Source organism: Micromonospora sp. NPDC002411, from assembly GCF_053592955.1.
Genome location: NZ_JBSFBM010000050.1, coordinates 1 through 26,891, shown reverse-complemented (window position 1 = coordinate 26,891; position 26,891 = coordinate 1). Strand labels below are relative to the sequence as shown.

Here is a 26,891-nt window from a genome sequence, read left to right as displayed (position 1 = left end):
CGCGATGTTCCCGACCGTCGCCATGTCCAGCTCCCCGTGCCTCGAAGTGATCCACTGCCTGAGATCCTGGTCGGGCCGGATGATCGCCACCAGTGCCGCCGAGGTCACCGTGCACCTGCTCACCGGTGACCCTTGCCGGCTTCCGGTCGCGGTGAAGGCCGCCGGGGCGGCCGGTGCCCCGCTGTTCTCCTTCGTGGAGCTGCCCGGCGCGGTGACGCCGAAGCTCCTCGCCGCCGCGGCCAACGGCCGGGCCGGGGAGCTGCTGCTGCACACCGGTGACAGCGCTCGCGACGCGCTCGTCTCCGCCGGCTTCCCCCTGGTCGCCGAGGTGGCACCGGTGCTGCCCGACGGCGAAGCCGCCGGTGTGATCGCGTTCGGCAGCCGCTCCGACCGGAGCCTGGAGGCCGTCCGCGACGCGCTCTGGGCGGTCGGCGCGGATCTCGACGTGCGCTACCGCGACCCGCAGGACCCGATGGGCGTCACTGTCGGTGTGGTCGGCGATCCCGAACTCGAACCGCTGGCCCGCGAGCTGTTGGAAGAGCTGCGCCGGGGCGGTTCACGGCCGGTCACCGAGCTGCGCCGGCACACGCTCACCGCCACCGTCTACCGTGCCGCCGACGCCAACCGGGCACTCACCGACCTGCTCGACGCGGGCGACGTACGCCGTGACCGCGAGGCGGGCAGGCTGGCCGGCGACGAGATCATCACGCTGGCGCGCTGAGCGCGACGCCGGCCCGGTCCAGACGCCGAGCGGGGTGCCGGTGAATCACCGGCACCCCGCTCGACTCCCGGGATGCTACGACCGGGCCTTGTCCTGCTTCCACGACAGCGGACCCGGCAGGTCGACCCGGTGCGCCCGCGCCTTGGAGTTCCAGGACCAGCGCCCGATCTTGATGCTCCACGAGGAGAAGCCGTTCTCGGTGAAGTTCAGGATGATCGGTCCGTACTTCTTGCGCTTGCGAAACATGAGGCCCATCGGAGGTCTCCCCTCGTCACCGTTCCCTGCCGTGTCGAGATTGAACATTCCCGGACCGGCGACCTTTGAAACCCTTTCGCTGTCCGTCCTGGACAGTGTCGGCCACACGCTCGCAATCCCTATTCAACAGATAGGTGTTTCGGTGCGGTAAACGCTGTTGAAGGCGCTTCGCAACATCGGCGGCGATCCAAGTCTCACCTTCTGGAAGAGCGTTGACCGCTCGGTCCCGGCCCCGGCAGCATGAGGTCATGTCGCAGCGGGATGAGCTTCTCCTCACCGCTCGTGTGCACGTCGACCTGGTCCGGCACGCGAGCGCGCTCTGTTGAGCTGACCGGTCCATCCGGCTCGGTTCCAGCGCCGCACTCCCACCGCCCGCCCGCTCAACGCGGAGCAGCGTGCCTTCGCGCCCTCATCCGGGCGTCCTCGTTCCCATCGTGGACAGATCAGGAGACTCCTCATGTCCCCACCCCGTCGCGCGATCCTGCGCGCCCTCGCCACCGTCACCACGCTGACCCTGCTCACCGGCGCGACCGGCTGCGGTGGTGACGCCACGGCCGGCGGCAAGCAGACCACGGAGCTGCGCTACCAGGGCTCCGTCGGTCAGGTCACGCTGCCCGAACTCGCCGCCGACCTCGGCTACCTCGGCGACGTCACGCTCAACTGGATCGGCAACGTCACCGGCGGCCCGCAGGACATCCAGGCCACCGCCACCGGACAGAGCGACTTCGGCGGCGCGTTCAACGGCGCCATCGTCAAACTCGCCGCCGCCAACGCGCCGATCACCGCCGTGGTCAGCTACTACGGTTCCGACGCGCAGACCTTCCAGGGCTACTACGTGCTGGACGACAGCCCGATCCGCAATCCTCGCGACCTGCTCGGCAGGAAGGTCGGCATGAACACCCTCGGCGCGCACGCCGAGGCCGTGCTCAAGACCTGGCTCGCCCGGGGCGGCCTCAGCCCCGCCGAGGTCAAGCAGGTCGAGTTGGTCGCCCTGCCCCCGGTCAATACCGAGCAGTCGCTGCGGCAGAAGCAGATCGACGTCGCGGTGCTCGGCGGGGTGATCCGGGACAAGGCGGTGGCCAGCGGCGGCATCCGCACCATCTTCACCGACTACGAGCTGCTCGGCGCGTTCAGCGGTGGCACGTACGTCTTCCGCGACGACTTCGTCAAACGCAACCCGGAGACAGTCAAGGCGTTCGTCACCGGTGTCGGCAAGGCCATCGAGTGGGCCCGCACCCAACCCCGGGAGACGGTGGTCGCCCGGATGCGGGACATCATCGGCAAGCGGGGCCGCAACGAGGACCCGTCGCTCGTCGCGTACTGGAAGAGCAGCGGCGTCGCCGGCCGGGGTGGCGTGATCAGCGAGCAGGAGTTCGGCACCTGGATCGACTGGCTCGTCGCCGAGGGTGAGCTCAGGGGCGACCGGCCCAAGCCCGCCGACATCTACACCAACCGGTTCAACCCCTTCGTGGACGGGGGCGGCGCGTGACCACCGACAAGATCTTTTTCGACCGCGTGAGCAAGACCTTCGGAGTCCGCGCCAGCCGGCGTGGCGGCGCCGGCGCGGTCACCGCGCTGGACCAGGTGACCCTCGGGGTACGCCCCGGCGAGTTCCTGGTCGTCGTCGGCCCCAGCGGCTGCGGCAAGTCCACCCTGCTCGACCTGCTGGGCGGGCTCACCCAGCCCACCTCGGGGCAGGTCCTCGTCGACGGTCGGCCCGTCACCGGCCCCGGGCTGGACCGGGGCATCGTCTTTCAGCAGTACGCGTTGCTGCCCTGGCGTACCGCAGCCGGCAACGTCGCGTTCGGACTGGAGGCCAAGGGCGTGCCCCGGGCCGAGCGGCAGGCCCTGATCGAACACCACCTGGACCTGGTCGGCCTGCGTGGCTTCGCCGACCGCTACCCGCACGAGTTGTCCGGCGGGATGAAACAGCGGGTCGCCATCGCCCGCAGTCTCGCGTACGACCCGGACGTGCTGTTGATGGACGAGCCGTTCGCCGCCCTGGACGCGCAGACCCGGGACTCGTTGCAGGACGAGTTGGTGCGGATCTGGGCCCGCACCGGCAAGACCGTCGTGTTCATCACCCACGGCATCGACGAGGCTGTCTACCTCGGTCAGCGGGTGGCGGTGCTGACCTCCCGACCGGGACGGCTCAAACAGGTCATCGACATCGACCTCGGTGACCGGGACGCGGTCGAGGACGTCCGCTCCACCGACGCGTTCCGGCACCACCGGCACCAGATCTGGACCCTGCTGCGCGACGAGGTGCGGGCCGCCCAGGCGGCCGAGGGCACCGGCGTACGCCACACCGAGGAGGCCCGCGTTGGTTGACATCGCCGAACGTCCCGCCCGACTGGTGAGCGCGGCCCCCGTACCCGACCGTGTCATCCCTGGACGGGCGGGCCGGCTGCTCGGGGTCGGCGGGAAGGTGCTGCACCGCAGCGTCGCGATCGCCGCGCTCGCCGCGATCTGGGAGGGGGCACCCCGGCTGGGGCTGGTGGACCGGGTCTTCCTGCCCCCGCTGTCCGAGGTGCTGGTGGCCTGGTGGGAGTTGCTGCGCAGCGGGCAGCTCGCCGAGCACGTCGGGGCGAGCCTCACCCGGTCCCTGGCCGGGCTCGGCCTGGCGGTGCTCACCGCCATCCCGCTCGGGCTGCTGATCGGCTGGTACCGGCCGCTCGCGGAGCTGCTCAGCCCGCTGCTGGAGGTGTTCCGCAACACCGCCGCCTTGGCCCTGCTGCCGGTGTTCGTGCTCATCCTCGGGCTGGGGGAGACCTCGAAGATCGCCCTGGTGCTGTACGCGTGCTCCTGGCCGATCCTGCTGAACACCATCGCCGGGGTGAAGGGCGTCGACCCGCTGCTGATCCGGTCGGCCCGCTCGATGGGGCTGAACCACCTGCGGTTGTTCCAGAAGGTGATCCTGCCGGCGGCGGTGCCGACGATCTTCACCGGCGTACGACTGGCCGGGGCGTACTCGATCCTCGTGCTCGTCGCGGCCGAGATGGTCGGCGCGAAGGCCGGCCTGGGCTACCTCATCAACTACGCGCAGTACAACTTCGCCATCGCCGACATGTACTCCGGGATCATCACGATCTCCGCGATCGGCCTGGTCGTCAACCAGCTCCTCGTCGCCCTCGAACGTCGCTTCTCCACGTGGCGCGTCGACGTCTCCGCCGGATAGGACGGACACCAATGACCCGTACCCTGCACCTCAACGCGTTTCTGATGGGCGTCGGCCACCACGAGGCCGCCTGGCGGCACCCCCGCACCGATCCACGGCGGGTCACCGACGTGCGGCACTTCCAGGAGCTGGCCCGCATCGCCGAACGCGGCACCCTCGACTCGCTGTTCCTCGCCGACGGGTTGTCGGTCGGGCCGAACCCCCGACACAACATCCAGGCCGTCTTCGAACCGTTGACGCTGCTCGCGTCGCTCGCCGCGGTGACCGAGCACGTCGGTCTCATCGCCACGGTCTCCACCACCTACAACGAGCCGTTCCACACCGCCCGCAAGTTCGCGTCGCTGGACCATCTCAGCGGCGGCCGGGTCGGCTGGAACATCGTCACCTCAGCCCAGGAACGGGAGGCGGTCAACTTCAACCGGGACAGCCACCCCGCGCACGCCGACCGGTACCGGCGGGCCGCCGAGTTCGTCGACGTCGCGATCAAGCTCTGGGACAGCTGGGAGGACGACGCTCTGGTCTTCGACACCACGGCCGGGGTGTTCGCCGACACCGACCGGGTGCACGAGGTGGCCCATCGAGGGCCGGAGTTCCAGGTCCGCGGCCCGCTGAACATCCCCCGCGGGCCGCAGGGTCGACCGCTGCTGGTGCAGGCCGGCTCGTCACCGGACGGCATCGCCTTCGCCGCCCGCTACGCCGAGGCGGTCTTCACCGCCCAGCAGACCCTCGCCGACGGGCAGGGCTTCTACGCGGAGCTGCGTCGGCAGGTCACCGCCGCCGGCCGGAACCCGGACCTGGTGAAGGTCCTGCCCGGCATCGCACCGGTGATCGGCGGCACCGAGGCCGAGGCGCGGGCGCTGGCCGCCGAGTTGGAAGAGCTGATCGTCCCCGACTACGCCCTCGCCCAGCTCTCCGGGATCCTCGGCGTCGACCTCACCGGCCTGCCGTTGGACGGGCCGCTGCCGGAGCTGCCCGACACCGACAGTGTGCAGGCCCACCAGAGCCGCTACCAGCTCGTCACCGACCTGGCCCGCCGGGAGCAGCTCACCATCCGCCAGCTGATCGGCCGGCTCGGCGGCGGCCGGGGCCACCGGGTGGTCGCCGGCACCCCCGAGCAGATCGCCGACCAGATCGAGCTGTGGTTCACCCAGGGCGCCGCCGACGGGTTCAACATCATGCCGCCGCACCTGCCCGGCGGGCTCGCCGACTTCGTCGACCACGTGGTGCCGGTCCTGCGCGCCCGCGGCCTGTTCCGCACCGAGTACACCGGCCGGACGCTGCGCGAGCACTACGGCCTGCCCCGGCCGGTCAGCGCGTACGCGGCGTCGACACTGGTGTCGGCATGACCACCGTGGAGCATCCCGGGACAGGCGTGGCCGAGCCGCGAGCGCTGCGCGCGCCGGACCTGCTCGCGTTGGACCGGGCCGCCCAGGACCTGCTGTTCCGCAAGGCCCGAACAGCAGACACGTTCACCGACGAGCCGGTCACCGACGCGCAGGTCGCGGCGATCCACGACCTCGTCCGGTACGGGCCGACCGCGTACAACGGTCAGCCGCTGCGGGTGCTGCTGCTGCGCTCGCCGGAGTCCCGGGCCCGGCTGCTGCCGTACCTGTCCAGCGGCAACCGGGCCAAGACGGCCAGCGCCCCGCTGACCGCGATCCTCGCCGCCGACGTGGACTTCCACCAGCGGCTGCCGGAGCTCTATCCGTACCGCCCGCAGGCCCGGGACTGGCTCGCGGACCGGGCGGCGCGCGTCGAGCAGGCCCGATTCAACGCGACCCTGCAGATCGGCTACCTGATCGTCGGGGTCCGCGCGGCGGGGCTCGCCGCCGGCCCGATGGCCGGGTTCGACGCCACCGGTGTGACAGGGGAGTTCTTTCCCGACGGGCGGCACGAGGCGATGCTGATCATGAACGTGGGCCGTTCCGGCCCGGACCCGTCAGGTGACCGGCTGCCCCGGCTCAGCACCCCGGAGGTGGTACGGACGTTGTGACGCGACGGTCAACGGGGCTCCCAGGCGTCGGGCATCGCGGTGAGCTTGCGGACGTGGGCGGGCAGTCGACCGCTGACGATCTCGGCGAGGCTCACCTCGTCGACGACCCGCCGCACGGCGGCACGAACCGCCACCCACAGGCCGGGCAGGTTCTCCGCCGAGCCCTCGTAGCGGGTCTCCTCGGGGCGCAGCCCGCGTACCCCGGCCAACGGCCCCTCCACCGCGCGCAGCACCGCGCCGACGGTCACCTCGCGCGGCGGCCGGGCCAGGGTGTAGCCGCCCTCGGCGCCGCGCTGGGCACGCACGATGCCGGCCCGGCGCAGGTCCGCCAGGACCGCCTCCAGGAACTTGCGGGGCATGTCCTGCTCCGCCGCGATGGCCTGGGTGGACAGCAGCGAGGGGTACGCGGTGGCGAGGCTCAGCGCTGCCCGTACCGCGTAGTCGCCGCGCGCGGAGATCTGCACAGTGCCATCATGCCCGGCCGGTGTCGCCCGCCGGTGCGCTGGGCGACCCGCGTCGCGTGGCGTGGCCGCCGTTCGTCGTGCCGACGGCGCGGAACCTGCCGCCGTTGGCACCGGTGGGCTCGGCCGGAGGCCGGGGCCGGACCACCCGGGCGGCGGGCTGATCCCTGGCGGCGCGGAACGCGCCGGGGCTGACCCCGACCTCCCGGGTGAAGAAGCGGCCGAAGTTCGTGGGTTCGGAGAAGCCGAGGTGCCGACCGATCTGGGCGATCGGCTGGTCGGTCGCGGCGAGTAGCCGGCCGGCCTGCAACGCGACCCGCTCGTCGATGACCTGCTTGGCGCTGCGACCTGTGACGGCCAGGCAGGCCCGGGTCAGGGTCCGCACCGAGCAGCGGAGGCTGGCCGCGTAGTCCTCCACCCGCCGGGTGTGCGGGTAGCCGTGCTCCACCTCCCGCCGGAACCTGTGGAACGTCTCGTCCTCGGGTCGGGGCGTCGACCGGTCGGCGTTCGCCAGGGCCAGCCGCAGCAGCAGCACGGCCAGTTGGTGACGGAGCAGCGCGCGGGCGGTGAGGCTGTCGGGGTGCCGTTGACAGTCCACAGCCAGTTGGCTCACCTCGCTGATCACCGCGTCCTCGTCCTCACCGGCCAACTGCCGCCAGGTCACCGGTGTGTCCAGTTCGACGCCGAAACCGCGCAACGCCTCGGGTGCCCACGCGACCACTGTGGCGTCGAACTGCCGGCCGGCGCAGCGCAGCACCTGGCCGGCGCGGACCCGCAGCAGCGTGCCGGGCCGACAGGGGAGCAGGTGGAAGTCGAGTTCGGCGTCGCCGTGCCCACGCGTGGTGAGGATCAGCAGTTCCCGTTCGACGATCACCGGTCGACGCCAGCCCGGGGAACCGGAGAGGTCGGCCAGCGCGAACGTGGCAATCTCGTCGGGCACGGGTGACGCCGTTCCGATCGATGACGCGGGGGCGGGATCGGTGGAGACCATCGCCTGCGACGGTAGCCCGAACCGCAGGTCATCGCATCCCGGTCGGTCTGCGCGCCGGAGTCAACGCGTCGGCGCGGGCTTGTCGTGGTCCCACGACCGGGCTACGTTACCCGGCGGTAGCGCTGTTCGGTCCGACGGTCCGGCCGACGCACCGTCGGTCGACCGACCGGCCGGCGGCCCCGCCGACACGCGATGGGATGGGCATGACTCAACTGTTCTCGGTCGAAGGCAAGACGGTCCTGGTCACCGGCGGGTCGCGGGGGATCGGCCTGATGATCGCCCAGGGCTTCGTCCGTGCCGGCGCGCACGTCGTCATCTCGTCCCGCAAGGCCGACGTGTGCGAGGCGGTCGCCAAGGAACTCTCCGCCGAGGGTCGCTGCGAGGCCATCCCCGCCGACCTGAGCGACGACACCGGCGCCGAGACGCTCGCCGCCGCCGTGCGTGAACGCTTCGACCGGCTCGACGTGCTGGTCAACAACGCGGGTGCCACCTGGGGCGCGCCGCTGGAGAACTACCCGGAGGCCGCGTTCGACAAGCTCTGGGCGGTCAACGTCAAGGCCGTCTTCCGGCTCACCACCGCGCTGCTGCCGGCGCTCCGCGCCGCCGCCAACGCCGACGACCCGGCCCGCGTGATCAACATCGGGTCGATCGACGGCATCCGGGTGCCGTGGATGGAGGTGTACGCGTACTCCGCCACCAAGGCCGCCGTGCACATGCTCACCCGCAGCCTGGCCCACCAACTGGCCGGCGAGCAGATCACCGTCAACGCGATCGCGCCCGGACCGTTCGAGAGCAAGATGATGGCGTTCGCACTCGACGACCCGGCGAGCCGGGCCGCCATCGAGCAGCAGGTGCCGCTGGGCCGCATCGGGCGCCCGGAGGACATGGCCGGAACCGCCATCTACCTCGCCTCGCGCGCCGGCGCGTACCTCACCGGCGCGGTCATTCCCGTCGACGGAGGCATCACCACGCACGGCTGAGCACCGGCTGGCCCGGGTGAGGCTGTCCGCGTACCCCCAGGTGTGCCAGGGCCGCGCGGACTCGGCAGATCCGCGCGGCCCCGGGTTGGCCGGTGTTGCTCTTTCGGGCGGTCAGCGACCGGCGAGCAGCCGGGTCACCGCCGTGTCGACGTCCAGGTGCTCGGCCTCACGGCCGCGCGGGACGACGACGTACGTCCGTCGAAGGAAACGCACCAGGACGCTGCGCGGCACCTCGAAGAGGGCGTTGCCGTCCGGTGACGAGAGGGCCAGCGCGACGAAATCGCCGCGCGGTGTGGCCCAGGGCCAGACCCGCACATCCCCGATGCCGGCCGGCTCGTCCAGGCCGGTGACCAGAAGTTCGCGAGCGAACGACCAACTCACCGCCTCGCCCCCGGCCGATTCGGCATGGAACAGGACATGGACCGCATACGGGTCAGCAGGGTCGTAACGCAGACTGGCACGCACCGGCAAGGCGGTGGCGTCAGGCGCGACGAGCCTTAGCGACGTCTCGACCTCTACGGTCGTCGGTCGGATGACACTCATGGACGTTCTCCCCCCGGCACCGCTGCGGAACGCGCGTGTCCCGCTTTTCCCATACTCAGGTGCTACTCCTGGCTACGCTCCGCCATACGCTGACTTCACCCAGTGGTGGGAAGGGGGACGGAAAGGCCGCGTGAATGTGAGCATTCATGTAGGATTTCCGGTTCTGCCCAGTGCGTGATCCCGCCCGGTATCGGGTGGCTCAGTCGTCGACTTACTCCGGTAACGTCCAGTCGGGCGTTGCAGTGACGGGCCCGAGCGACACTGGGGGGTGAAATGGTGGCGAAGCGATCCTCAGTGGATCCGGCGACAGCGCCCGGCCCGCCGAACGTCGCGGTCCGAGTAGCCGAAAAGCGGGGGTACGAAGTGCCGATGGAACAGCCCGAACGGGCCGATCGGCCGGGGCTCGATGCCGGCCGTGCCGGTGGGATCCTCGTCGTCGCGGACCGGCCGCGCCGACCACGCTGGCGTGAACGGATCTCGATGACCCTCGACCTCATCCGAGCCAACCCCACCGGCCGCATCGCACTCAAGATCTTCATTGCGATCGCCGGGGCGCTCGTGGTGACCATCGGCATCGCCCTCATCCCGCTACCCGGGCCGGGCTGGCTGCTGGTCATCGCCGGGCTGGGCATCTGGGCCGTCGAATACCACTGGGCGCGCCGGCTGCTCGGCTTCACCCGCCGACACGTCCACGGCTGGACGCAGTGGGTGACGCGACAGTCACTCGGCGTGCGAATCGTGCTCGGCTCCGTCGGCCTCGTCTTCGTCGCCACAGTGGTCTGGCTGTCCCTCAAGTACAGCCTCGGCATCGACGTGATCGCCGAGGCGATGCACTACCTCGCGACGCACTGACCCCGGATTTCCGGTCCGGTTCCACGATCGGGTAGAGTCAGTGTCGCTGAGGGCGATTAGCTCAGTGGGAGAGCGCTTCGTTCACACCGAAGAGGTCGCTGGTTCGATACCAGCATCGCCCACTCTCAGTTTTCGCAAGTCAGAGGCCGCTTCCCGAGTTCGGGAGGTGGCCTTTCTGCTGTCGTACAGCAGCTAAGTACAGCAACGGCGTCAGTGGCCGAGTGAATCGCCGAGGCGTTTGAGGGCATCTCTGGTCGCCTTGTTGGATACCTGCGTGTAGATCTCCATCGTCACGGAGAAGCGGGCGTGCCTCAGCACCTGCATGGCGACTCTGGGGTGGACGTCGAGGTCGGCCAGCAGCGTGGCGCAGGTGCGGCGGGCGTCGTGGACGGTGATCGGCGTGACGTTGGTCTTCTCGCATCTCGCCTGCCACGACCGTTGGAAGTTGCGCGGCTCGATGGGTGTGCCGTAGCGGGTGGTGAATACGAGTCCGGTCTCGTGCCACGCCTTTCCGGCCGCTGCTTCAGCCTCATCGCGCTGCTGTTGTCTGACCTTGAGAGCGGTCAGGCAGATGTCGGGCAGGGGCAGCATGGCATCGGATGCTTGAGTTTTGGTGTCGCGGTGCAGGAGTTGCCCGCGCACGCGTTGCAGTTGACGACCGATCGTCAGCTCCCCAGCGTCGAAGTCGACGTTCTCCCACGTCAGCCCGAGGGCTTCGCCCTTGCGCAGGCCGGTCACGAGGACCAGGGCATAGGCGGCGTAGAGCGGGTCATCGTCGGCACGGGCCGATTCGAGGAACGTGCGTGCCTCGTCGCTCGACCACGACTTGCCTCGTCGACGGCGGACGGTGGCCAGGGTGACCGCCACGGCCGGGTTCTTGGTGATGAGGTCTTCGGCCTGGGCATGGGTCAGGGCGGCCCGAAGTGCCGCCCGGATGTCACTGACCGTGCGCGTCGACGGGACTGCTTGGCAGCAGCGGCCGACCGCGCAGCAGCGGCGCTTGTGCTTCGGCCGGGCGGCATCCTTGCCCTGGGCGCAGCACTGGCAGGTCCGGGCGACCTGGTTGATCCAGGTCTGCACGTCGCGGGACTGGAGGCGGTCGAGCCGCTTCGCTCCGAGGCCGGGGGAGATGTAGCGGCGGACGAAGGTTTCGTAGGTGGCGTAGGTCAGGGGTGCCCGGTTCGGCTGGACGATCTCGGTCAGCCAGTAGGTGAGGAAGGTGCCGACCGTGGGGACGCTGGTCGCCACCAGACCCTGCTTCGCCTGCTGGTGCAGCTTGATCCACTTGTCGTGGACGGCCTCTCGTGTCTTGCCGTAGACGTACTTGCGGGTGCGCTTGCCGTCGGGCTTGGTGACCCAGACGTAGGCGGCGAAGCCGTTGCGGTAGGGGAAGATGGAGCCTTCGCCGTTGGCTCGTGCGCGTCCGGGCATCAGGCGGCCTCCTGGCGCTCGACCTGTTCGCGGATGTAGTCGTCGACCCATTCGGGGAGGATGCGGCGGTACTTGCCGTCCTTGATGGAGCGCAGTTCGCCGGTGGCGATCTTCATCTTGACCTTGGAGATGCCGAAGCCGAGCAGGACGGCGACCTCGGCGGGCGAATACCAGCGAGGGCGGAGGGCGTGGTTCATGCGGCGGCCTCGGTGAGCCAGGCTTCGTGGGCGAGTTCTACCCGGCCGATGCGTCTGCTCTCACGTCGCTGACTTGCGGCGGTGTTGGCAAGCAGGGCGTCACCTTCAGTGAGCCAGCCGGACCCGCTGTAGGTAAGGGTGCTGATGGTGATCGTGTCTAGTGGTTCGTCGTCCTCTTCGCGGCGGTAGGTGGCGCGGGTGTCGCGGAGCAGGCCGAAGGTGACGGAGTAGCGGCGTGCCTTGGTGAGGAAGTGGCCGCCGAAGCCGAGCATATGCGCCCAGCGGCGCAGCCCGACGTAGCCGTTCGGTTGGGTGTCAAGGCTGTCTTGACGGTCGTCGGCCGTTGTGGCACCGCCGGCGGTGTCGGTGCCCACGGGCCGTCCGAGGTGCCAGCAAGCGTCGATGAGGCGGGCGAGGTGGTCGCCTTCCGGATCGCCGTAGTCGTCAATGGTGGCTGGGGTGAGTCGGACGAAGGAGCGCCCGGTGGATTCGGTGGCCTTGGTGGCGTACTTGGCCAGGTAGGCGGCCACCTTGCCATCGGTCAACTCGCCGTTCGCGGCGTTGATTCGTCGCACGTCGACCTGCTCGCCCCAGGCCACCATCCAGCCCTGCGGCCGGTCAGGGTGCGGAGGCGTGGCGACGACGATCTGCCGCGCGGTGGCATGTATTGCAGCCTCCAGGTCGTCGACGGTGATGCCGGCCGGCGGCGGCACGAGCGCATCCGGGTCAGGGCCGACACCGTCGAGGCGGAGCAGAGCGTGGAAGTGCACGGCAGCCCTTCTCTGCATTTCGGCGACCTTGCCGTGCGACACCCGCACCGGCGGCACCCGGCGCACCTTGCCGGAGCCGGTGACAACCTGGACGAAGGGGATGCCGCGACGTCGGCACAGCGCGGCAAGGTGCCGTTCGATGGCCTGCTTGGTGCGCCGCCACAGTTCGCCCGAGAAGTAGTTCCAGACGGCCTGGTGGTCGTGGTCGTAGCAGTCCAGGCACAACGGCTGTCCGAGCTGCGGATCGTCGGAGTCGTGGCGGGCGAAGCACGCCGCGGGCTGCCCGTGCTGGCAGGTGCCGGCGGCACTTCGGGCGCGGCAGGGAGCGGGCCGGCAGTCGCAGCGCTGCCGGGTGGCGCAGGTGTGGCGGGCGACGTGCCGGTGATGAACCGCGCCAAAGGACGGGGCGGTGAGGGTGGCGAAGACGACCGGGTGCCGGGCGACCGAGTCGGGTACACCCTTGCCGCCGGTCAGGCCGCAGCGGACCACCTGGTAGGCGTCACCGGCATAGACCCAGGCGCAGTCCGGGCACTGCGATTCGCGGCGGTTGCCGCACGCCTTGTAGAGCGCTTGGTCGGGTAGTTCGTCGGTTCGGAGTTGGCCGGCGATGCGGCCGGTGGTCGTCTCGACGGCCGCGATGGTGCCGGCGAGGCGGATTGGCCGGGCACAGCCGCCGGCAGCGGAGGTGTGCTCAAGCCAGCCGGAGAACTTCGGCGTGGCAGCGCGGTGCAGGGCTTGGGCGATCCGGCCGACGGCGGGGTCGGGCCGGTACAGGGTGAGCGGGGTGGACACGGTCTTCTCCTTCGGGGGTGGCAGGGACGGGAGGCGAAGCACCACCAGCCGTGGACGTTGGTCCGCTGGTGGTGTTCGTCGTGTCTCCTGGCACCGCCGGGAGGGCGGCTGACGCCGGAGGGCGGGTTCGTGGTGGTGCCACGTCCCGCCGATGGTCGTGTCCTCTCGCGCTCATCGAGCTGGTGACGATGGTCGGCACGGGTGGGGAGTCTGGGATGTCAGCATCCGAGCGGTCGCCGCAGGCTGTCCCCACCCCGTGTAGGTTTGCGAATCCGGACCATCGTGGACGGCAGTGAAGCCGTGCTGCGCCGCTCAGTGGATTCGGCGAACCGGCACGGCGGCCGGTGCGACCGGGAGCCGGCGGGATGTGACCCGCATCAGCGGCAGGAAGGCCGCTCGGCATCTCCGAGGTCGAGTCCAGCGATTCGGCAGGAAGGCCGCGCTGACGTGCTCGACGAGCGCCAGAGTAGCACCGCGTGCCGACACGTCAACCCGCCGTGATGTCGCCGGATGGAGGTGGGGCGGCCGGCTGCCGGCGGTGTGGGAGGACTTTCTGTACGTCTATCAAGGCGGCCCTGAACGGGCCGCACGCGCCGCCGCCTGGGCGCGCGTCCGTCGCTCCGCTGACGCTCCACGCCGGCCACGCAACACGCCTGGCGGCTGGCGCGGAGAGCGGGGAGCCCGGTGGCCGCCGCAGCACGATAGGCCGTTGACCGGTGAGTGGTTGGGCCGGCAGCCGGCCGGGCCGCGCGGCCACGAGCCCGCGCGGCGTGAGGGAGCGCACTCCGGCCACGTCGGCGAGCTGCCGGCGGTCGCGGGGTCGCTGTTACTGCGCCTCCGGCGGGGGCGCTCCGGCTCCAGGATGGCCGGGGTCCGTCGGCGGGTTACGGTCGGGGGTGGTTGCGGTGGGCCATCCCGCCGCCGACGACCCGGGACGAGCCGAGCAGACCACCGCCGGGGCCGCCAGCGTCCGTCCGTGCGTCAAGGCCGTCTTGACGTGGCGGCCCCGACGACGGCCCGCTCCCACAAGGGCGGGTCGACGGCGACGGGATGGCGAGGCTCCGCTGGCTGGATCCTCACCAGTCGCGCCGTCGCTAGGGGGTTCACTTTCGACCGTCGTTGACACTTCACTAATCTTCCCGTCGTGAGCCTCACAATTGACGAGAGCAGCCGCCAGGTACGAGAGTTCGTTTGCCAATGCTGCAACACGCCAGCAGACCGGACCTGGGCCAACATCTACGAGGGTGACACCGCTCTAGCCGTTTACTTCGCGAGTTGCTACCACCACAACGGGGTTCACGAGGTCTGGCTCGATGTCATCTTGGGGAGCTGGGGCCACGACCGCTTCGACGATCACATCACTTTCGGCTGCCGGGTTGGTCCTGTAGCCGACTCGCCGACGCCTGCTGCGACGCTCGTCAACGGTGGCGAGGTTGCAGGAGACAGTCCGATCTTCGGCCGCAAGCTCAGCCGTGAAGAGGGGTTGAGTCACCCTCGGCTCTCTGAGTTCTGGCAGGTTGTCGACTTGATTCTGGAGCAGGATGAGCTCGTGCGCCGCCATGTGTACGGTTTGGTTAAACCGGACGGTGCGCAGCCTGCCGAGTAACGCCGCCAGGTCGTCGACGAGGAGCCAAGGCAGTGCATCCCGGTGGGCATCTCCGTACCTTGGCGCATTCGCTGTGCAGTGCCGAGCTAGGTTGACCAAGCTTGCCCCGCTGCTGGCAGTGTGGGGCACACACGGGGCACAAGACACCGTGAAACGTCGTCAACCAGCTACCAACAATGGCAACTCGAAACGCCGTGTGAGCAGGCACCGACCACGGTTCCCGCTGGTGGCGAGACAGCGGCTCTATGTTCCGCTTCAACTCTTCAACGTAGCCTGACGCAGTGCTGATCAAGGTGATGGACGACTATGGATGTTGGCCCCTGTGGGTTCGTGACGAGGGCGGCGGCGTCTACGAGCCGCGAGATCCTGCCACGTTCGGGCTTTCCCTTGGCCTTGTGGGGCGACTGGCCGCTTGGCAGCAGTGGTCGGAATCTATGGTTAACATCGCCGATCCAAATGACAGCAGAGCAGTAGGGGTCGTGGAGGAGGCAGCCTTTGCCGCCGAGGGACGTGTGCTGGCGGCGCGTGTTGCGGAAGAGCTGCCGCAGGCGCGGGTCTGGTTCTACGGCGACAGCAGCGCTGACACTGCCGGACCGAGCTGAGCCGGATTAGCTGTCGACAGCAACGGCGATAGCAACAGGCCGGCACGAGGACGATCGGCGGTCGCCGGGCGCGGACAGCCGTCCGAGGTCACGGATGCGGACGGACCGTGCCGGACGAAGCGCTCAGAACTTGTAAGCGAGGCGTCAGCGAGACAGCCGGCTACTCACGCCCTCGAAGCCGGTTGAACCAAGACTGGACCCGGTACCTGACACGCAGCCTCCAGGTCGGGATCGTGGGGTTGATGAATCGGCGAGGACCATCATTGTCCCGCCGTGTCCACATCAGTCCTGCGGCATCGGTAAAGATCACTTCCACCGCGACCTGCTCCAGCGGCGCCTTCTCGTCGTGTGGCCAGGGTCGGCCAAGCATGTACTGAGCCCCAGACAGAGTTCCTCCCGGGGGCACGACATCAGTCCATTCCTCGGCCCTGTGCTCACCCTGTGCAGGCTCGTCCATGCCGTCGTTGCCCCAAACCCAGGCCGTCAGGTGTACCCCAAGGACGGGCGCGCTGCTGTGGTTGGTGACGCTGAAGAGGTATTCGCGCAGGGTGCGGTCGTAATCGGCATTGGTGGTGTATTCGCCTGGCCGTACTTCGGTGACGACCGTACGTGCCTGCGCGGCCTCTGCATCTCGTCGCTCCCGGTTGCGGGTGTGGATTTCCCACCACAGCACCCCGGCGGTAAGCAGGCCGCCGCCGACACCTGCATATGCCTGAATCTGTTCGGGGGTCACGGCATGGACCGTACCCGCGCTCGACCACCTCTGCCCGGGGCCGCCGGGCCATGCTAGACAAGTTTGCCCGATGCGAGACGAAACGGCCCGACCTGCAAGATCCGGAACATAAGCGGAATGACTAAGCGCACCGCTCGGCAGCCGTCGGCCGTCGGCCCTGGTAGGACGAGGGGTGGTCCAGCAGGCGCTATACCCTTCCTAAACCGTGCGTCTCCAGGGCGGTAACAGCAGCGCCGACAGCTGGCGACGGCAGCGCACGAACGAGCGCCCGAGGTGGCGGACGTTAGTGGACGAAGGCTCAGAGCTTGCAAGCGAGGGCACCATCCGGTCCGGATGAGGATGCCCTTACTCCAAGTCTGCCCTGTTCCAGCCCGGCGGAAGCTTTTGCAGGCCGATTAGGACGTCTAGGCCAAGGTGCTCTTTCAGCATGTGTTTGAGATTACGGCCTTCGATAATTTCGATGCGTCCGTTCGCGGCGGCGAAGTCGCGGCTCGCCTTGCCCACCCACGAAGTAGTGACGAGAACGCCCTTGGCGGCCCGCTTGTGATCCATCACGCCGGCAAGAGCGTGGACGGCTTCAAGGCCGACAATTTTGCTGTAACGCTTGGCCTGGATGATGCAAAGCCCGCCGACGATTGGGTCCTCATTGACAGCGACGCCATCGACTCCTTCGTCCTTGGAGGCTTGCGTGACCCAGGACTTCATGCCGATGCTCTCGAACAGACGGCGGATGAGATGCTCGAACTCTCCGGGAGAGAGTGATAGTAGGTCCGTTCGGCTATCCAAGCTGGCGACGACGTCCATCTCGTCAACGAACTTGTACTTTGAAAGGTCGAAGGAGACTACTGGCCTGACGCCTTCTAGGTCGTACGGGTGCGGGGAAACGATGGCGTTCAGGTGGCTGCGAAGGCACAGAACCGGGTCCAGCTCTGGCTCATCGAGCTGCACCACGGCAAACTGGTCCCGCTCGGCACCCACGCTCATCAGCAACGGACGAATGGCGCGGCCAGTCGCCTTGTCCTTGGTTGAGGCATAGCCGTTGAAGACGATGCCGGTGACGAGGTCCTGAGACGTCGCCTCGAAAGTCTCGGCAATGGTGCGCAATGTCAGCCGTGCAAGGACGTCACCGTACAGCTTCTTAGTCTCGGGCTCCTTGCGAGGTATAGCAACCATGCCCTTCGCCGTCGTGTATCGATAAGCGACCACGGTGGGCACGACGTCTCGTAGTGGTAGCTCATACTCGATAAGCAGCTCCATGGAGGCAGGGTCATAGTGAGCGGCGGCCTTGCCTGTCAGGCCCTCCGGGTATCGAGACTGAGCGAGGACGTGTTGTAGACGCTCAACAAACGCAGATGGTCCGCCGTTCGACAAAGCCGCCCTAAGTTCGAGGTCAGACTCGGCGGCCCGCCTGTTTCTCCGGGCTAGCAGCTGTGTGTACTCAGCAATCCTCGTGCTGACGGCCTCGGTCCGGAACTCGGCCTCTGCCATCTTCTGGGCGTGTACCTCCCGCTCCGCCAGGCGCTTCGCGGCGGCTGCCTTGTGCGCCTTCTCGCGAGCGTCGGCAGCTAGGCGTCGCTCCTCAGCACGCTCGCGTTGGGCGGCCTCTCGCGCTGCCTTCGCCGCCGATTGATCGGCCAGCCGCTTCGCCTGTGCTTCATGCCTCAGGCGCGCCACCTCGGCCTTCTTTGCCGCAGCCTCGGCTTGCTTAGCCTCGCGGCGTGCCTCCGCCTCCTGGCGCTTTTGCTCGGCAACCAACTCGCGGTGCCAGCGCGCCTCCGCTTGCGCCTGGAGCTTCTTGGCCTGCCTGCGCGCATCGAGCATCTGAGCAATCAGGCCCTTACGTCGCGCCATGCGTCCTCCGAAGGTCCACCATAGACAGGCACGACCGTAACGCACCCGCAACGCAGTGGAGAGCCTGAACTACTTAGGGTAGTTGTGGTGCCAGCGATGCAGGAAGCCAGTGTGTAGGTCGATCCGAAGCGGTTCTATCTGATCGCTTCTCCCGCGGAGGTCGCTGACAGCAGCGGTGACAGCAACGTGCCGAGAGGAGGGCAGCCGCCGGCGGCCGGACGCAGACAGCCGTCCGAGGTCGCGCCTGCGGATAGACCCCGCCGGACGACGCCCCCAGAACTTACGAGCGAGGGGTCGAAGGCACGTGGCTCTCGCGCACTACGTCGCGGACATGTTGTAGCGATCGAGCGTTGCCTTGGACGTCGAGGCGTCCTGGAAGACTAGCTCCCACGGCCCGGTATTGACGTCCATGTCCTTGCCGAACCCGACCCACTTCCCGGCCATCCGTCGACCCGTGGGCTCAGCGAGGAGCTGGATCGCACCGTGATAGCGGGCGCCACGGTAGTAGCCGGCCGGGTCGGTCTGCTCCACCCAGGTGCCGGTGACGACGGCACCGTCCACGGTCAGGTCCAGCGAGAGGGACGACGCCGCCGAGCCGGGCAGGCTGCGCGCGGTCAGTCGATCGCCGTGCTGGAGCAGTACCACGAAGTGCTGTCCGGCGAAGGAGTCGCCCCGCCCGCTGGAGTAGTACTGATAGCGGCTGAGCCACACACCCTCGTACGATCTGTGGGCCGTGGCGGACTTGGACGTCGGCGTCGGCGTGGCCAGGTTGGACATGGGGGAGGTCATGTCATGGCCGCCGTGTTCGTCGTCGGCGACCTCCCCGCCGGGCACCGCGGCGAAGCCCAGCAGCGAGATGGGTAGGCCGGTGACGACTTCCAGGGCTCGGGCGTAGACGGGTCGGGGCGCAGCGATCGCGCCGGACTCCCATCGCTGGACGAGTCTCTTGTTGGCGTCGTTGGGCTCACCGACGCGGTGGCCGGCGGCCTGGAGCGCGCGGGCGAAATCGTCCTGACTCATGCGCATCCCGGTACGGACGGCGCGGAGGGCGGTATTGGGGGCGACCATGACCGCCACGATAGCGTCATGTCGCCTAAATGTCGTCGGCAATGTGGTCGGGATGTCGCATCTCGTGCCGTCGCAGTCGGCGACATAGCGACGTCAGTGTGAACGTGCGACGGTCGCGGGTGCCGTCGTGCTTCTGCTGACGGAGGTGGAGATGGCGGGTAACGGCGGCGAGCCGGCGGTGAGCCGAGGCGAGCAGATCCAAGCGGCCGAGCGGGAGGCGGCCAAGCGACGCCTTCTCGCCGAGGCTGAGGCGGATCGGATACCGGCCGAGGAGACGACCCGGGTGAAGCCGGATCGGAGTTGGCGTCATGGGCAACGTTGAACTGTTGCCCGTGGGGCGGCGGGTGGCGTACTGGCGGGGGCGACGGAAGCTGTCGCAGCAGGTGTTCGCCGACCGGCTCGGCAAGTCGAAGAGCTGGGTTGACAAGGTCGAACGTGGCGTGCGGTCGCTGGACAAGCTGTCGACGCTCCAAGAGATTGCCCGCGTGCTGAGGATCGACGCCGCCACGCTGGTCGGCCGCGATGTTGGGCCGGTAGAGGCGACCGACTGCGTCGAGCGCGTCGACCGAATCAGGGCGGCGTTGGCGCGGTACGAGGTCCCGTTGGGCCAACCGGCGGGTCACCGGCCGGTGTTGCCGGTGGACCGGATGCTGCGGGATGTGGAGTATGCGTGGACGACGTTCCAGCACGGCCGCTACCCGCAGGTGATCAACTTGCTGCCGGACCTGCTCACCAATGCGCAGCGCACTCACGCGCAAGCCTCGGCGGCGGGTCGGGTACCGCTGGTGGAGGCGTACCGGGTCACGGCTGCTCTGTTGGTCAAGCTCGGGGAGGTGGGGCTTGCGTGGTTGGCCACCGACCGGGCGATGCTCGCCGCCACCGGCGAGCCGGAGTTAGTGGCCGCCGCAGCCGTGCAGCTCGGCCAGGTGCTGCGCGCATCAGGGCGGGCGCGGGAGGCGAAGTCGGTGCTGCTCGCCGCCGCGTACCGGATCGCCCCGTGCGAGGTGGAGGACGGCACACCGGCGGAGCTGTCCCTGTGCGGCACCCTGCTCCTCCAAGCTGCACTGGCAGTGGCGCACGACGGGAACGAGGCCGCCGTTACCGACTTGGTCGACGAGGCCGCCGGCATGGCAGAGCGCGTCGGCGACGGGCACGATCATCACCGCACCGCGTTCGGGCCGACCGCCGTCGAGGTGGCTCGTGCCGCCGCAGCCGTGGAGGCCGGCGACTTCCATGCCGCGACCCGCTGGCACGAGAAGGCCGCCGGGCGGGACGGCTGGCGGTGGCTGCCAGCAGAACACCGCGCCGCGCACCTGCTCGACGTCGCGCGTGCTCATCTGCATGCTGATGATGTGGCCAACGCCGCTCGGTTGCTGATGCAGGCCGAGCGCACCGCACCGGCCGAGATCACGCACCGGCCTGTCGCCCGGGACATCCTTGCCGAGGTTGCCCGCGACCCGCGCGCCCCGACCACGATCGCCGAGCTCGCTGCCACCCTCGGAGTCGGTTGAGCAGCGCTACACGCGGATGAGGAGTACAGCAGCGAAGTACAGCAACCGGGCCAGCCGAACCAGGCCGAGAAGCGCCTCAGCAGGCCGTCTGACCTCGCATCAAGCCCGAGCCGACCGGCTTGCCGAGAGTTCACACCGAAGAGGTCGCTGGTTCGATACCAGCATCGCCCACTCTCAGTTTGCGCAGGTCAGAAGCCCGTTACCGGAGTAGTCGGTAACGGGCCTCGCTGTATGTTCGGCTTACATTGGGAGCAGATTGGGAGCAGCGCGGCTGGTTCTCGGTTCGGGCCGCCATGGACCTGCCCGGCTGAGTGATCTGATGTGCGGTCCCGAGCGGTCCTGCCGGCTGGTTGAGGAGCTGGTCCTGCCGCTACCGGCGCCCACATCACGAGGGTGCCCCGCGCTGTGGCTCGGGGCTGACTGATGGCCGTCGGTCTGGTGATCTGCCCACTCGCCGGTCCACATTGCGAGGTCGCGTACCCAGCGCTCGCTTTCTGCCGGGACTTGGCCGCCCACTTCGTTGCGTTCTTTGACGCGAAGTCGTCCAGGACCTGGCGGTCAGTCGTGGTCCAGGCGGGAAGCTGCGCTATTCCACTCTTCTGCCTGCTCGGCGCTGTGGCCGCTACCGATCAGCCATGGGCGGGCTGTCCGTTGTCCTGCCGGCGGCAGGACTGCCGTGCGTGCCTTGACAGAAAGGCCTATCAGCAGGACAGTCGTCATATCCATCGACGTCTAACGATTTCTGGCGAGGTGTGCCATGCGGAAGTCGCTGACTGCTGTGGTCGCCATCTCTGTTGCCATGGTCGCGATGATGGCCGCGATCTCACACGCCAGTGCGGCGAACGCCGCGGCCGGGTGTCGGGTGAACTACGTCGTCACCAGCCAGTGGACCGGTGGCTTCCACGCCGACATCGCGGTCACCAACTTGGGTGACCTAGTCAACGGGTGGACGCTGCGGTTCGCGTTCCCTGCAGTCGACCAGCGGCTCACGCAAACCTGGAGCGCCACCTGGGCCCAGGCGGGCCAGCAGGTCAGCGCGACCAATCTGGGCTGGAACGCGACCCTGGGCACCAATGGCTCCGCGAACATCGGTTTCGTTGGTGCCTGGTCGGGCAGCAACCCCATACCGGCGTCGTTCACGCTCAACGGCGTCACGTGCACCGGCGGCGTCCTGCCCAGCGTGACGCCGACCCGGACGACCACACCGCCGGTCGCTGACTACCCGGCGATCGTCACCTGGCTCAGCCCGACCGCCGGCGCGGTGTACACCACGCCGGGCGCCGTCGCGCTGGCGGCGACCGCGACCGTGGGAGGCGGACACAGCATCACCTCGGTGTCGTTCCGGGTGGACGGCGTCACGGTGGCCCGGGGGGTGAGGACGACCGGTGACCGGTACGAGGCGCTGTGGACACCACCGATCGGGGAGCCCGGCACCAGCACCACCTTCGTGCTGTACGTCTCGGCCGGCACCGACCAGTCGTTGCCTGGCGCTGCGCCGCCGTTGCTGGTCACGGTGGTGACGCCGGCGTCCACCGGCACCAACCACCCGCCGGCGGTGGCGTTGAGCACCCCCGGCGGGCAGACCTACTTCCTCGAACCGACGACCGTCACGCTGGTCGCCGACGTCGCCGACACCGATCCCGGGGACCTCGTCAGCCGGGTGGAGTTGTACCTCGGCGCAACCCGGCTGGCCGTGACGCCGACCAACAGCGGACAGCGCTACCAGTTCCAGGTAGCCCTGTCGGCCGGCACGTCGTCCACCTTCACCGTGCGGGTCCACGATTCCCACGGCGGCCTCGGCATCTCGAACCCGCTGACCTTCACCATCCGTTAGTACTCCAACGTCACTTGGCTTCGGCGTTGGGCGTGGCGTGGCCGTGTGCCACAGCGTAGACCCCGCCGGGTGGCGGATCGTCCTGGACGAGGCGATGACGCGTGTCGCGGGCCGGTTCGTGCGGGCCGAGCCGCGGGCGACGGCCGGGCAGCTCGTAGAGGGGCTGCTGTCGGAGGCCGAACGAAAGACCTGTTGGTCGCTTGCGGTTCGTGCGGGTCACGGTGATCCGCAGGCGATGCAGCGCCTGCTGCGCACGGCGGTGTGGGACCCCGACGCTGTCCGTGATGACATGCGAGCAGGCGATTGACGCCATGACGTTCTGGTTGCCGCTGGCGGGCACCCGCTTGATCACGGGAACCCCTTGCCCATGCCGACTCACCGGCCTGACTGCGGGCGCGGGTCGTCGAGCACGTCAGCCGCCCGGTGGCGCACATGACGGACGGCGCGAGACTGTGTCCAAGGACACATTGATGCCTGCGCATGCAGGTCGCACTGATTCGATCTCTCTCGGTAGCCCCTCGCGCACTTACTGTTCATGAAATGGCATAGATGTATACCGATTCCTTCGGTAGCTTGACCTCTCGATGGCAGCCGTCGCCGAGCGGCATGAAGACGGCTTCGAGAGCGCCGGAAACGGTTGCTGAACAGGGGGAGTCAGCCGGATGGATTCGTCAACCACAATCCGTTGTCCGAGAAGCCTGAGACGCCTGGGGGCCGCCGCACTGGCTGCGGCCGTCGCAACAATCGCCTTACTCACCGCCCCCGCCGGCGCTCCCGCCGGTGCGGACCCCTCGCCGGCCCGGATCAGCGGCTCCGATCTGAGCACCAGCAGTGCGCCTGCCCCGGTGCGGCTGCCGGGTGACAAAGCGGTGCGCAACTACACGCCCGCACAGTTGAAGTCGTTCGAGCGCACCGGCGGAGACCCCGAGGTGTTGGCGTACTGGACGCCGGAACGGATGAAGGCAGCCAGGTCGCTGGATGCCCCCGGAGATGCGGAATGGGTCGAGAACAAGGCCCGAGCCGTGGCCAGCAAGGCGGCCGAGGTCGCGGCGAAGCCGGTGGCCGCTCGGATCTCGCAGAGTGTGACCAACGCGCCGCCGCCGGTGACGAACTTCTCGATCACCAACGGCAAGTTGTTCATCGGTGGCTACGAAAGTGGCTCGTGGTGCTCGGCGTCAGCGATCAACACGTCGTCCAAGCGGGTGCTGATCACCGCCGGTCACTGTGTCCATGACGGACAAGGCGGCACCTGGCTGCAGAACCTCGTCTTCGTGCCGGGATACAACGCCTTCAACGCCGACCACGACCCGGTCGGCCGCTTCCAGGCGTACTGGCTGCGGACCTTCAACGAGTGGATCAACAACAGCAACCTCAACCGGGACGTCGGCTTCGTGACCACCTACTCCGGCGGCGACTGGAACACGACAGTCGTCAACACCATCGGCGGGCACGGCCTGGTCTACAACGGTGGCACCGAGTTCGACACGTCGATCTTCGGATATCCGAGCAACCGTGACGGCGGCAACGTCATGTGGGCTTGCTGGGGCACTGCCACCGACAACAGCATCTTGGACAACAGGTCCAAAATCACCTGCAACTTCGGAGGTGGCTCCTCGGGCGGACCGTGGACCTGGAACTACGACAATGCCAGCGGACTCGGGTCGGTCCGCTCGGTCATGTCCACGGTGAACAGCGAGGGCGTCAACAAGGGGCCATACTTCGACCAGGCTGTCGTCGACGCGATGAACGCCGCCAACGCTGATTGGTAAGTTGAATCGATGAGAGTGCGGCCACCACTTCCACCGGCTGCCTGGCTGCTGGCTGTGGTGGCCGCACTGAGCGCCTGCGGCTCCGCAGTCGAGCCCGGCAGCGACACGTCGGGCGTCCGAGCGCCGACCGGACCGACACGGCCGAAAGCGTTGCCGACCCGGAGTGACCTGATCGACGCGCAGGTTGTTCAGTGGCGCGACTGGCGCAGTGTCGACGATCGAACCATCGAGGTCACCGTGACGGCCGGACCGGCCGACTGTTACGGCGCCGACCCGGAAGTGACAGAGAGTGAAACGGTGGTGCGCCTCCGGATCCGCGTCGGACTGCTACCCGAGGCGGCCGGCAAGGAATGCCCGGCAATCGCCAAGGAGACGGTGGTCCCGGTGCGACTCACCTCCGCCCTGGGCAACCGCACGGTCGAGCCTCTGAGCTGAGCGCGGGTGTGCCGCTCATCGGTCACGAATCCGCCTTCGAGGCGGGCCTGGCCCTCATCCTCGGCGGTCTCGTCGCCCGAGTGTCGACCACAGGCCGCTGACCGTTGACCGAGTAAAAGGAGCGGGAACGGTCTGCCGGGCCACGGTTCGTCGCGGTAGGGCGGGGTACACCGCCGCCAGTGGCGAGGGGCCCCGGCTGGGTCACCCGGCTTTGCCGCCGAAAATGCTCCGGGAGGGGCCGATGTCGGGTGCATCAGCGCGGTCGAGCGGGCCGGAGATGTCCGACGACGTGGTGGAGCTGCGTGTACACGGGGCTGCCAACACAAGCGCTGGCCAGGTTTTGGAGGTTTCGGAGGTAGAGCAGGTCGCCGGCGACCGCAGCGGGGGTTTTTACCGGCCCCGCCGCCACTGTTCGTGCAGCAGCGGCGAACGGGTGACGGTGGAGGCGTACCGCTGGGCTGATCTGCCCTCCGGAACCGTGGTCCGAACACTCTCGCTGGTGTTCCTACTGCCGTTCATGCTGGCCAACCTGGCGATTTGGATGCGACCGGCGAACCCTGGCTCGGATGCGATAGTCAGATCCCTGTGCCGGTTACTAGCGCTCACAATCACCGCGCTGTATGTGCTCGCCTTTGCCGGCGTCGCGTTGGACCTGGTCGCGTGGAAGTGCATGGGCTCGGCACACTGCCTGGCCGGGCGCACCTGGTTGTCCTGGTTGGGTGGGCAACCAGTGGGCCTGCGCCTCGCGGTGCTCGCGGTGGTTCCGGCCATCGCCATCGGCCTGCTCTGGCGGGCCAGCACGCGACCAGGGAAAATGTTCGACGCGTTCCGCGCTCCCGCGGACGAGGTCTCCGAGCATCGACTCAGCGGGATCGGCCAATGGGACGCCGGGCCACTGGTGGGTCGGCTGCGCTCGATTCACGTCGCGGCGGCGTTCGCGACACTGGACGTCACTCTGCTCGCCGCCCGCGCCGCAACCGGTGCCTCGGCGAGCACCATCGCGCTGGCCGTGGCCGCCGGGACCGTGCTGACCACCTGCGTGGTCCTGCTCTGCGTACCCCCGTTGATCGACCGGGCTGCCTCGAATCAGCGACTGGACCGAATCACCCGCACGGCGCGGACGGTCGCCGTGGCCCTGACCGTTGTGGTGACAGTCCACGTCCTGGCTAGCCCCGCGCCGTGGCATGAGGGGGGCGGATTACCCGGCTACGGCGCCATTCTCACCTCGCTGTTCGTCTCGCAGACGATTCTGCTGGCCATCCTCGGGGCTGTGTTGCTCTGGGGCCGGGACCGGCGGCGGGACGCCATCCCGCTGCTCGGGCTGGGCGCACTAGTGATCGCGGCCAGCGCGGTCAGTCTGGCGGTGGCGGTGTCCGGCGAGCTGGTCTACCGGGTGGCGGATTTCCTGGACCGCGACGCCCCGACCGGAGAGGGCTTGGCCTCCGGTCTGCCACCGGCACTCACCTGGGCGATCTTCGGGTTTTTCCGGACAGTGCTGTTCACGCTGGTAGTAGCCGTTCCGGTAATCCTCATCTCCCGACGCCGCCGACTCCGTGCCGCGGCGGCGGTCGTAGCCTGCGACTACCCGGGCCGCCCGCCCGGAGCAGCGCCCCGACTGCGGCAGGTGCAGAAGGCGATAGCCAGGGCTCGTTTCACGGAGAGACTGATCCCCTTGGCGGTGGTCTACGCCTGTTTGGCCGGGGTCGGTACGGCCACCACCACCCTCGGTCTGCTGGAGTTACTCCCGAACGAATCTGTGCAGCGGTACGCACGGCTGCCCGGCGATCTGATCACCTTCTCCATCGCGTTCGGGAGCTGGGGGATCGCCGCGATCATCCTCGGTCTGATCATCGGCGGAATCTTCGCCTACCGGACAGTCGAATTCAGGCGCCACGTTGGTGTCCTGTGGGACCTGGGCACGTTCTGGCCCCGGGCCGCCCACCCGTTCGCACCACCCTGCTACGCAGAACGAGCCGTGCCGGAGCTGACCCGACGAATCACGTACCTGGTCGGACGCGGCAACCTCGTGCTGCTCACCGCACACAGCCACGGTTCGGTCCTGGCCGCCGCGACAGTGCTCCAGTTACCGCCCCAGGTCAGCAGCGGAGTCGCTCTCCTCACCCATGGGTCACCACTGAGCCGCCTCTACGCGCGACTGTTCCCCGCCTTCGTCGACGACGAGGTGCTGCACGAGATCGGTGCTCGCGTCGGGTGGCGGTGGGTGCCAAACCCGACCAAGGACGCGGACGGCAACCCGGTGTGGGCCTACGACTACGTCGGCGTCGTGGATGGGGTGGAGGTCAAGACGACAGTGCTCG

The 26,891-nt window shown here is 68.7% G+C and carries 27 protein-coding genes, 1 tRNA gene and 1 pseudogene; 19 read left to right on the top strand and 10 right to left on the bottom strand.

The features are described from left to right. A partial coding sequence (locus ACWCO3_RS09245) for a hypothetical protein (RefSeq protein WP_450009324.1) occupies positions 1-721 on the top strand: 721 nt, incomplete at its 5' end. Positions 722-796: 75 nt separating this feature from the next. Here the strand turns inward: ACWCO3_RS09245 and ACWCO3_RS09240 are convergent. Then, on the bottom strand, positions 797-976 hold the full coding sequence (locus tag ACWCO3_RS09240) for a DUF4236 domain-containing protein (protein WP_088990736.1): 180 nt from the start codon (positions 974-976) through the stop codon (positions 797-799). A gap of 248 nt (positions 977-1,224) precedes the next feature. On the opposite strand from ACWCO3_RS09240, the gene ACWCO3_RS09235 reads away from it, so the two are divergent. From ACWCO3_RS09235 to ACWCO3_RS09210, 6 genes are all read left to right on the top strand, one after another. Further along, positions 1,225-1,302 (top strand): putative leader peptide, encoded by a 78-nt coding sequence (locus ACWCO3_RS09235; protein ID WP_349881247.1) that lies wholly within the window; start codon positions 1,225-1,227, stop codon positions 1,300-1,302. A gap of 131 nt (positions 1,303-1,433) precedes the next feature. Next, complete coding sequence (locus ACWCO3_RS09230; RefSeq protein ID WP_450009322.1) at positions 1,434-2,465, top strand: ABC transporter substrate-binding protein; 1,032 nt, start codon at positions 1,434-1,436, stop codon at positions 2,463-2,465. Beyond that, entirely contained in the window at positions 2,462-3,307 is an 846-nt protein-coding gene (locus ACWCO3_RS09225; protein WP_450009321.1) for an ABC transporter ATP-binding protein, read from the top strand. Before ACWCO3_RS09230 ends, ACWCO3_RS09225 begins: the two co-directional genes overlap by 4 nt. Further along, positions 3,300-4,154 (top strand): ABC transporter permease, encoded by an 855-nt coding sequence (locus tag ACWCO3_RS09220; RefSeq protein WP_423438420.1) that lies wholly within the window; start codon positions 3,300-3,302, stop codon positions 4,152-4,154. The genes ACWCO3_RS09225 and ACWCO3_RS09220 overlap by 8 nt, the downstream gene beginning before the upstream one ends. An 11-nt stretch (positions 4,155-4,165) precedes the next feature. Beyond that, a complete protein-coding gene (locus ACWCO3_RS09215) occupies positions 4,166-5,500 on the top strand; it encodes an LLM class flavin-dependent oxidoreductase (RefSeq protein ID WP_450009319.1) in 1,335 nt (444 codons plus the stop codon). Beyond that, entirely contained in the window at positions 5,497-6,147 is a 651-nt protein-coding gene (locus tag ACWCO3_RS09210) for a malonic semialdehyde reductase (RefSeq protein ID WP_450009317.1), read from the top strand. Before ACWCO3_RS09215 ends, ACWCO3_RS09210 begins: the two co-directional genes overlap by 4 nt. A gap of 8 nt (positions 6,148-6,155) precedes the next feature. Here ACWCO3_RS09210 and ACWCO3_RS09205 read toward each other — a convergent pair whose 3' ends face one another. Then, entirely contained in the window at positions 6,156-6,611 is a 456-nt protein-coding gene (locus ACWCO3_RS09205) for an RrF2 family transcriptional regulator (protein WP_145784759.1), read from the bottom strand. Positions 6,612-6,618: 7 nt separating this feature from the next. Beyond that, entirely contained in the window at positions 6,619-7,599 is a 981-nt protein-coding gene (locus ACWCO3_RS09200; protein WP_358162866.1) for a helix-turn-helix transcriptional regulator, read from the bottom strand. 203 nt (positions 7,600-7,802) lie between these two features. Between ACWCO3_RS09200 and ACWCO3_RS09195 the strand changes: the two genes are divergently transcribed. Next, on the top strand, positions 7,803-8,579 hold the full coding sequence (locus ACWCO3_RS09195; RefSeq protein WP_357833261.1) for a glucose 1-dehydrogenase: 777 nt from the start codon (positions 7,803-7,805) through the stop codon (positions 8,577-8,579). A gap of 111 nt (positions 8,580-8,690) precedes the next feature. On the opposite strand, the gene ACWCO3_RS09190 is transcribed toward ACWCO3_RS09195, so the two are convergent. After that, positions 8,691-9,122, bottom strand: coding sequence for an SsgA family sporulation/cell division regulator (locus ACWCO3_RS09190; RefSeq protein ID WP_053653619.1), 432 nt, complete (start codon positions 9,120-9,122; stop codon positions 8,691-8,693). A 273-nt stretch (positions 9,123-9,395) separates the two neighbouring features. Between ACWCO3_RS09190 and ACWCO3_RS09185 the strand changes: the two genes are divergently transcribed. After that, complete coding sequence (locus ACWCO3_RS09185) at positions 9,396-9,974, top strand: TIGR02611 family protein (protein WP_208745075.1); 579 nt, start codon at positions 9,396-9,398, stop codon at positions 9,972-9,974. Positions 9,975-10,024: 50 nt separating this feature from the next. Further along, positions 10,025-10,096: transfer RNA gene (locus ACWCO3_RS09180), tRNA-Val, on the top strand. An 88-nt stretch (positions 10,097-10,184) separates the two neighbouring features. Here ACWCO3_RS09180 and ACWCO3_RS09175 read toward each other — a convergent pair. The 3 genes from ACWCO3_RS09175 to ACWCO3_RS09165 are packed head-to-tail and all read right to left on the bottom strand — an operon-like array spanning position 10,185 to position 13,164. Then, complete coding sequence (locus tag ACWCO3_RS09175) at positions 10,185-11,405, bottom strand: tyrosine-type recombinase/integrase (RefSeq protein WP_450009313.1); 1,221 nt, start codon at positions 11,403-11,405, stop codon at positions 10,185-10,187. Continuing rightward, a complete protein-coding gene (locus ACWCO3_RS09170) occupies positions 11,405-11,602 on the bottom strand; it encodes an excisionase family DNA-binding protein (protein WP_450009311.1) in 198 nt (65 codons plus the stop codon). Before ACWCO3_RS09170 ends, ACWCO3_RS09175 begins: the two co-directional genes overlap by 1 nt. Then, on the bottom strand, positions 11,599-13,164 hold the full coding sequence (locus ACWCO3_RS09165) for a replication initiator (RefSeq protein WP_450009309.1): 1,566 nt from the start codon (positions 13,162-13,164) through the stop codon (positions 11,599-11,601). The genes ACWCO3_RS09170 and ACWCO3_RS09165 overlap by 4 nt, the downstream gene beginning before the upstream one ends. Before the next feature lie 1,144 nt (positions 13,165-14,308). Here ACWCO3_RS09165 and ACWCO3_RS09160 point away from each other — a divergent pair. After that, positions 14,309-14,770 carry a hypothetical protein gene (locus ACWCO3_RS09160; RefSeq protein ID WP_358051688.1) on the top strand — a complete coding sequence of 154 codons (462 nt, stop codon included), beginning with the start codon at positions 14,309-14,311 and terminating at the stop codon, positions 14,768-14,770. A 281-nt stretch (positions 14,771-15,051) separates the two neighbouring features. Then, positions 15,052-15,372, top strand: coding sequence for a hypothetical protein (locus ACWCO3_RS09155; RefSeq protein WP_450009306.1), 321 nt, complete (start codon positions 15,052-15,054; stop codon positions 15,370-15,372). Positions 15,373-15,532: 160 nt separating this feature from the next. Here ACWCO3_RS09155 and ACWCO3_RS09150 read toward each other — a convergent pair whose 3' ends face one another. The 3 genes from ACWCO3_RS09150 to ACWCO3_RS09140 all read right to left on the bottom strand — a co-directional run bounded on the left by ACWCO3_RS09150 (position 15,533) and on the right by ACWCO3_RS09140 (position 19,024). Then, on the bottom strand, positions 15,533-16,105 hold the full coding sequence (locus ACWCO3_RS09150; protein WP_450009304.1) for a hypothetical protein: 573 nt from the start codon (positions 16,103-16,105) through the stop codon (positions 15,533-15,535). Between the two features lie 345 nt (positions 16,106-16,450). Further along, complete coding sequence (locus ACWCO3_RS09145) at positions 16,451-17,956, bottom strand: restriction endonuclease (protein WP_450009302.1); 1,506 nt, start codon at positions 17,954-17,956, stop codon at positions 16,451-16,453. A gap of 318 nt (positions 17,957-18,274) precedes the next feature. Further along, positions 18,275-19,024: a helix-turn-helix domain-containing protein gene (locus ACWCO3_RS09140; RefSeq protein WP_450009300.1), complete on the bottom strand. Its 750-nt coding sequence runs from the start codon at positions 19,022-19,024 to the stop codon at positions 18,275-18,277. Between the two features lie 127 nt (positions 19,025-19,151). Here ACWCO3_RS09140 and ACWCO3_RS09135 point away from each other — a divergent pair, with 127 nt between their 5' ends. The 7 genes and pseudogenes from ACWCO3_RS09135 to ACWCO3_RS09105 all read left to right on the top strand — a co-directional run. Beyond that, positions 19,152-19,346, top strand: coding sequence for a hypothetical protein (locus ACWCO3_RS09135; protein WP_450009299.1), 195 nt, complete (start codon positions 19,152-19,154; stop codon positions 19,344-19,346). Further along, complete coding sequence (locus ACWCO3_RS09130; RefSeq protein WP_450009297.1) at positions 19,333-20,535, top strand: helix-turn-helix domain-containing protein; 1,203 nt, start codon at positions 19,333-19,335, stop codon at positions 20,533-20,535. Before ACWCO3_RS09135 ends, ACWCO3_RS09130 begins: the two co-directional genes overlap by 14 nt. Before the next feature lie 757 nt (positions 20,536-21,292). Then, positions 21,293-22,369 carry a cellulose binding domain-containing protein gene (locus ACWCO3_RS09125; protein WP_450009295.1) on the top strand — a complete coding sequence of 359 codons (1,077 nt, stop codon included), beginning with the start codon at positions 21,293-21,295 and terminating at the stop codon, positions 22,367-22,369. A gap of 94 nt (positions 22,370-22,463) precedes the next feature. Then, positions 22,464-22,664: pseudogene (locus ACWCO3_RS09120) on the top strand (transposase); the annotation flags it as partial. A gap of 574 nt (positions 22,665-23,238) precedes the next feature. Beyond that, complete coding sequence (locus ACWCO3_RS09115) at positions 23,239-24,138, top strand: trypsin-like serine peptidase (RefSeq protein WP_244311829.1); 900 nt, start codon at positions 23,239-23,241, stop codon at positions 24,136-24,138. 57 nt (positions 24,139-24,195) lie between these two features. Beyond that, positions 24,196-24,573 (top strand): hypothetical protein, encoded by a 378-nt coding sequence (locus ACWCO3_RS09110; protein WP_358048489.1) that lies wholly within the window; start codon positions 24,196-24,198, stop codon positions 24,571-24,573. Between the two features lie 622 nt (positions 24,574-25,195). Beyond that, the coding region (locus ACWCO3_RS09105; RefSeq protein ID WP_450009292.1) for a hypothetical protein at positions 25,196-26,891 on the top strand (1,696 nt) is incomplete at its 3' end.

Excerpts from the sequence above, each read along its gene's own strand:
- ACWCO3_RS09185 (WP_208745075.1), top strand. The coding sequence starts at position 9,396 with ATGGTGGCGAAGCGATCCTCAGTGGATCCGGCGACAGCGCCCGGCCCG.
- ACWCO3_RS09130 (WP_450009297.1), top strand. The coding sequence starts at position 19,333 with ATGGGCAACGTTGAACTGTTGCCCGTGGGGCGGCGGGTGGCGTACTGG.
- ACWCO3_RS09190 (WP_053653619.1), bottom strand. The coding sequence starts at position 9,122 with ATGAGTGTCATCCGACCGACGACCGTAGAGGTCGAGACGTCGCTAAGG.
- ACWCO3_RS09235 (WP_349881247.1), top strand. The coding sequence starts at position 1,225 with ATGTCGCAGCGGGATGAGCTTCTCCTCACCGCTCGTGTGCACGTCGAC.
- ACWCO3_RS09210 (WP_450009317.1), top strand. The coding sequence starts at position 5,497 with ATGACCACCGTGGAGCATCCCGGGACAGGCGTGGCCGAGCCGCGAGCG.
- ACWCO3_RS09145 (WP_450009302.1), bottom strand. The coding sequence starts at position 17,956 with ATGGCGCGACGTAAGGGCCTGATTGCTCAGATGCTCGATGCGCGCAGG.
- ACWCO3_RS09195 (WP_357833261.1), top strand. The coding sequence starts at position 7,803 with ATGACTCAACTGTTCTCGGTCGAAGGCAAGACGGTCCTGGTCACCGGC.
- ACWCO3_RS09140 (WP_450009300.1), bottom strand. The coding sequence starts at position 19,024 with ATGGTCGCCCCCAATACCGCCCTCCGCGCCGTCCGTACCGGGATGCGC.
- ACWCO3_RS09230 (WP_450009322.1), top strand. The coding sequence starts at position 1,434 with ATGTCCCCACCCCGTCGCGCGATCCTGCGCGCCCTCGCCACCGTCACC.
- ACWCO3_RS09175 (WP_450009313.1), bottom strand. The coding sequence starts at position 11,405 with ATGCCCGGACGCGCACGAGCCAACGGCGAAGGCTCCATCTTCCCCTAC.
- ACWCO3_RS09215 (WP_450009319.1), top strand. The coding sequence starts at position 4,166 with ATGACCCGTACCCTGCACCTCAACGCGTTTCTGATGGGCGTCGGCCAC.
- ACWCO3_RS09170 (WP_450009311.1), bottom strand. The coding sequence starts at position 11,602 with ATGAACCACGCCCTCCGCCCTCGCTGGTATTCGCCCGCCGAGGTCGCC.
- ACWCO3_RS09240 (WP_088990736.1), bottom strand. The coding sequence starts at position 976 with ATGGGCCTCATGTTTCGCAAGCGCAAGAAGTACGGACCGATCATCCTG.
- ACWCO3_RS09125 (WP_450009295.1), top strand. The coding sequence starts at position 21,293 with ATGCGGAAGTCGCTGACTGCTGTGGTCGCCATCTCTGTTGCCATGGTC.
- ACWCO3_RS09200 (WP_358162866.1), bottom strand. The coding sequence starts at position 7,599 with ATGGTCTCCACCGATCCCGCCCCCGCGTCATCGATCGGAACGGCGTCA.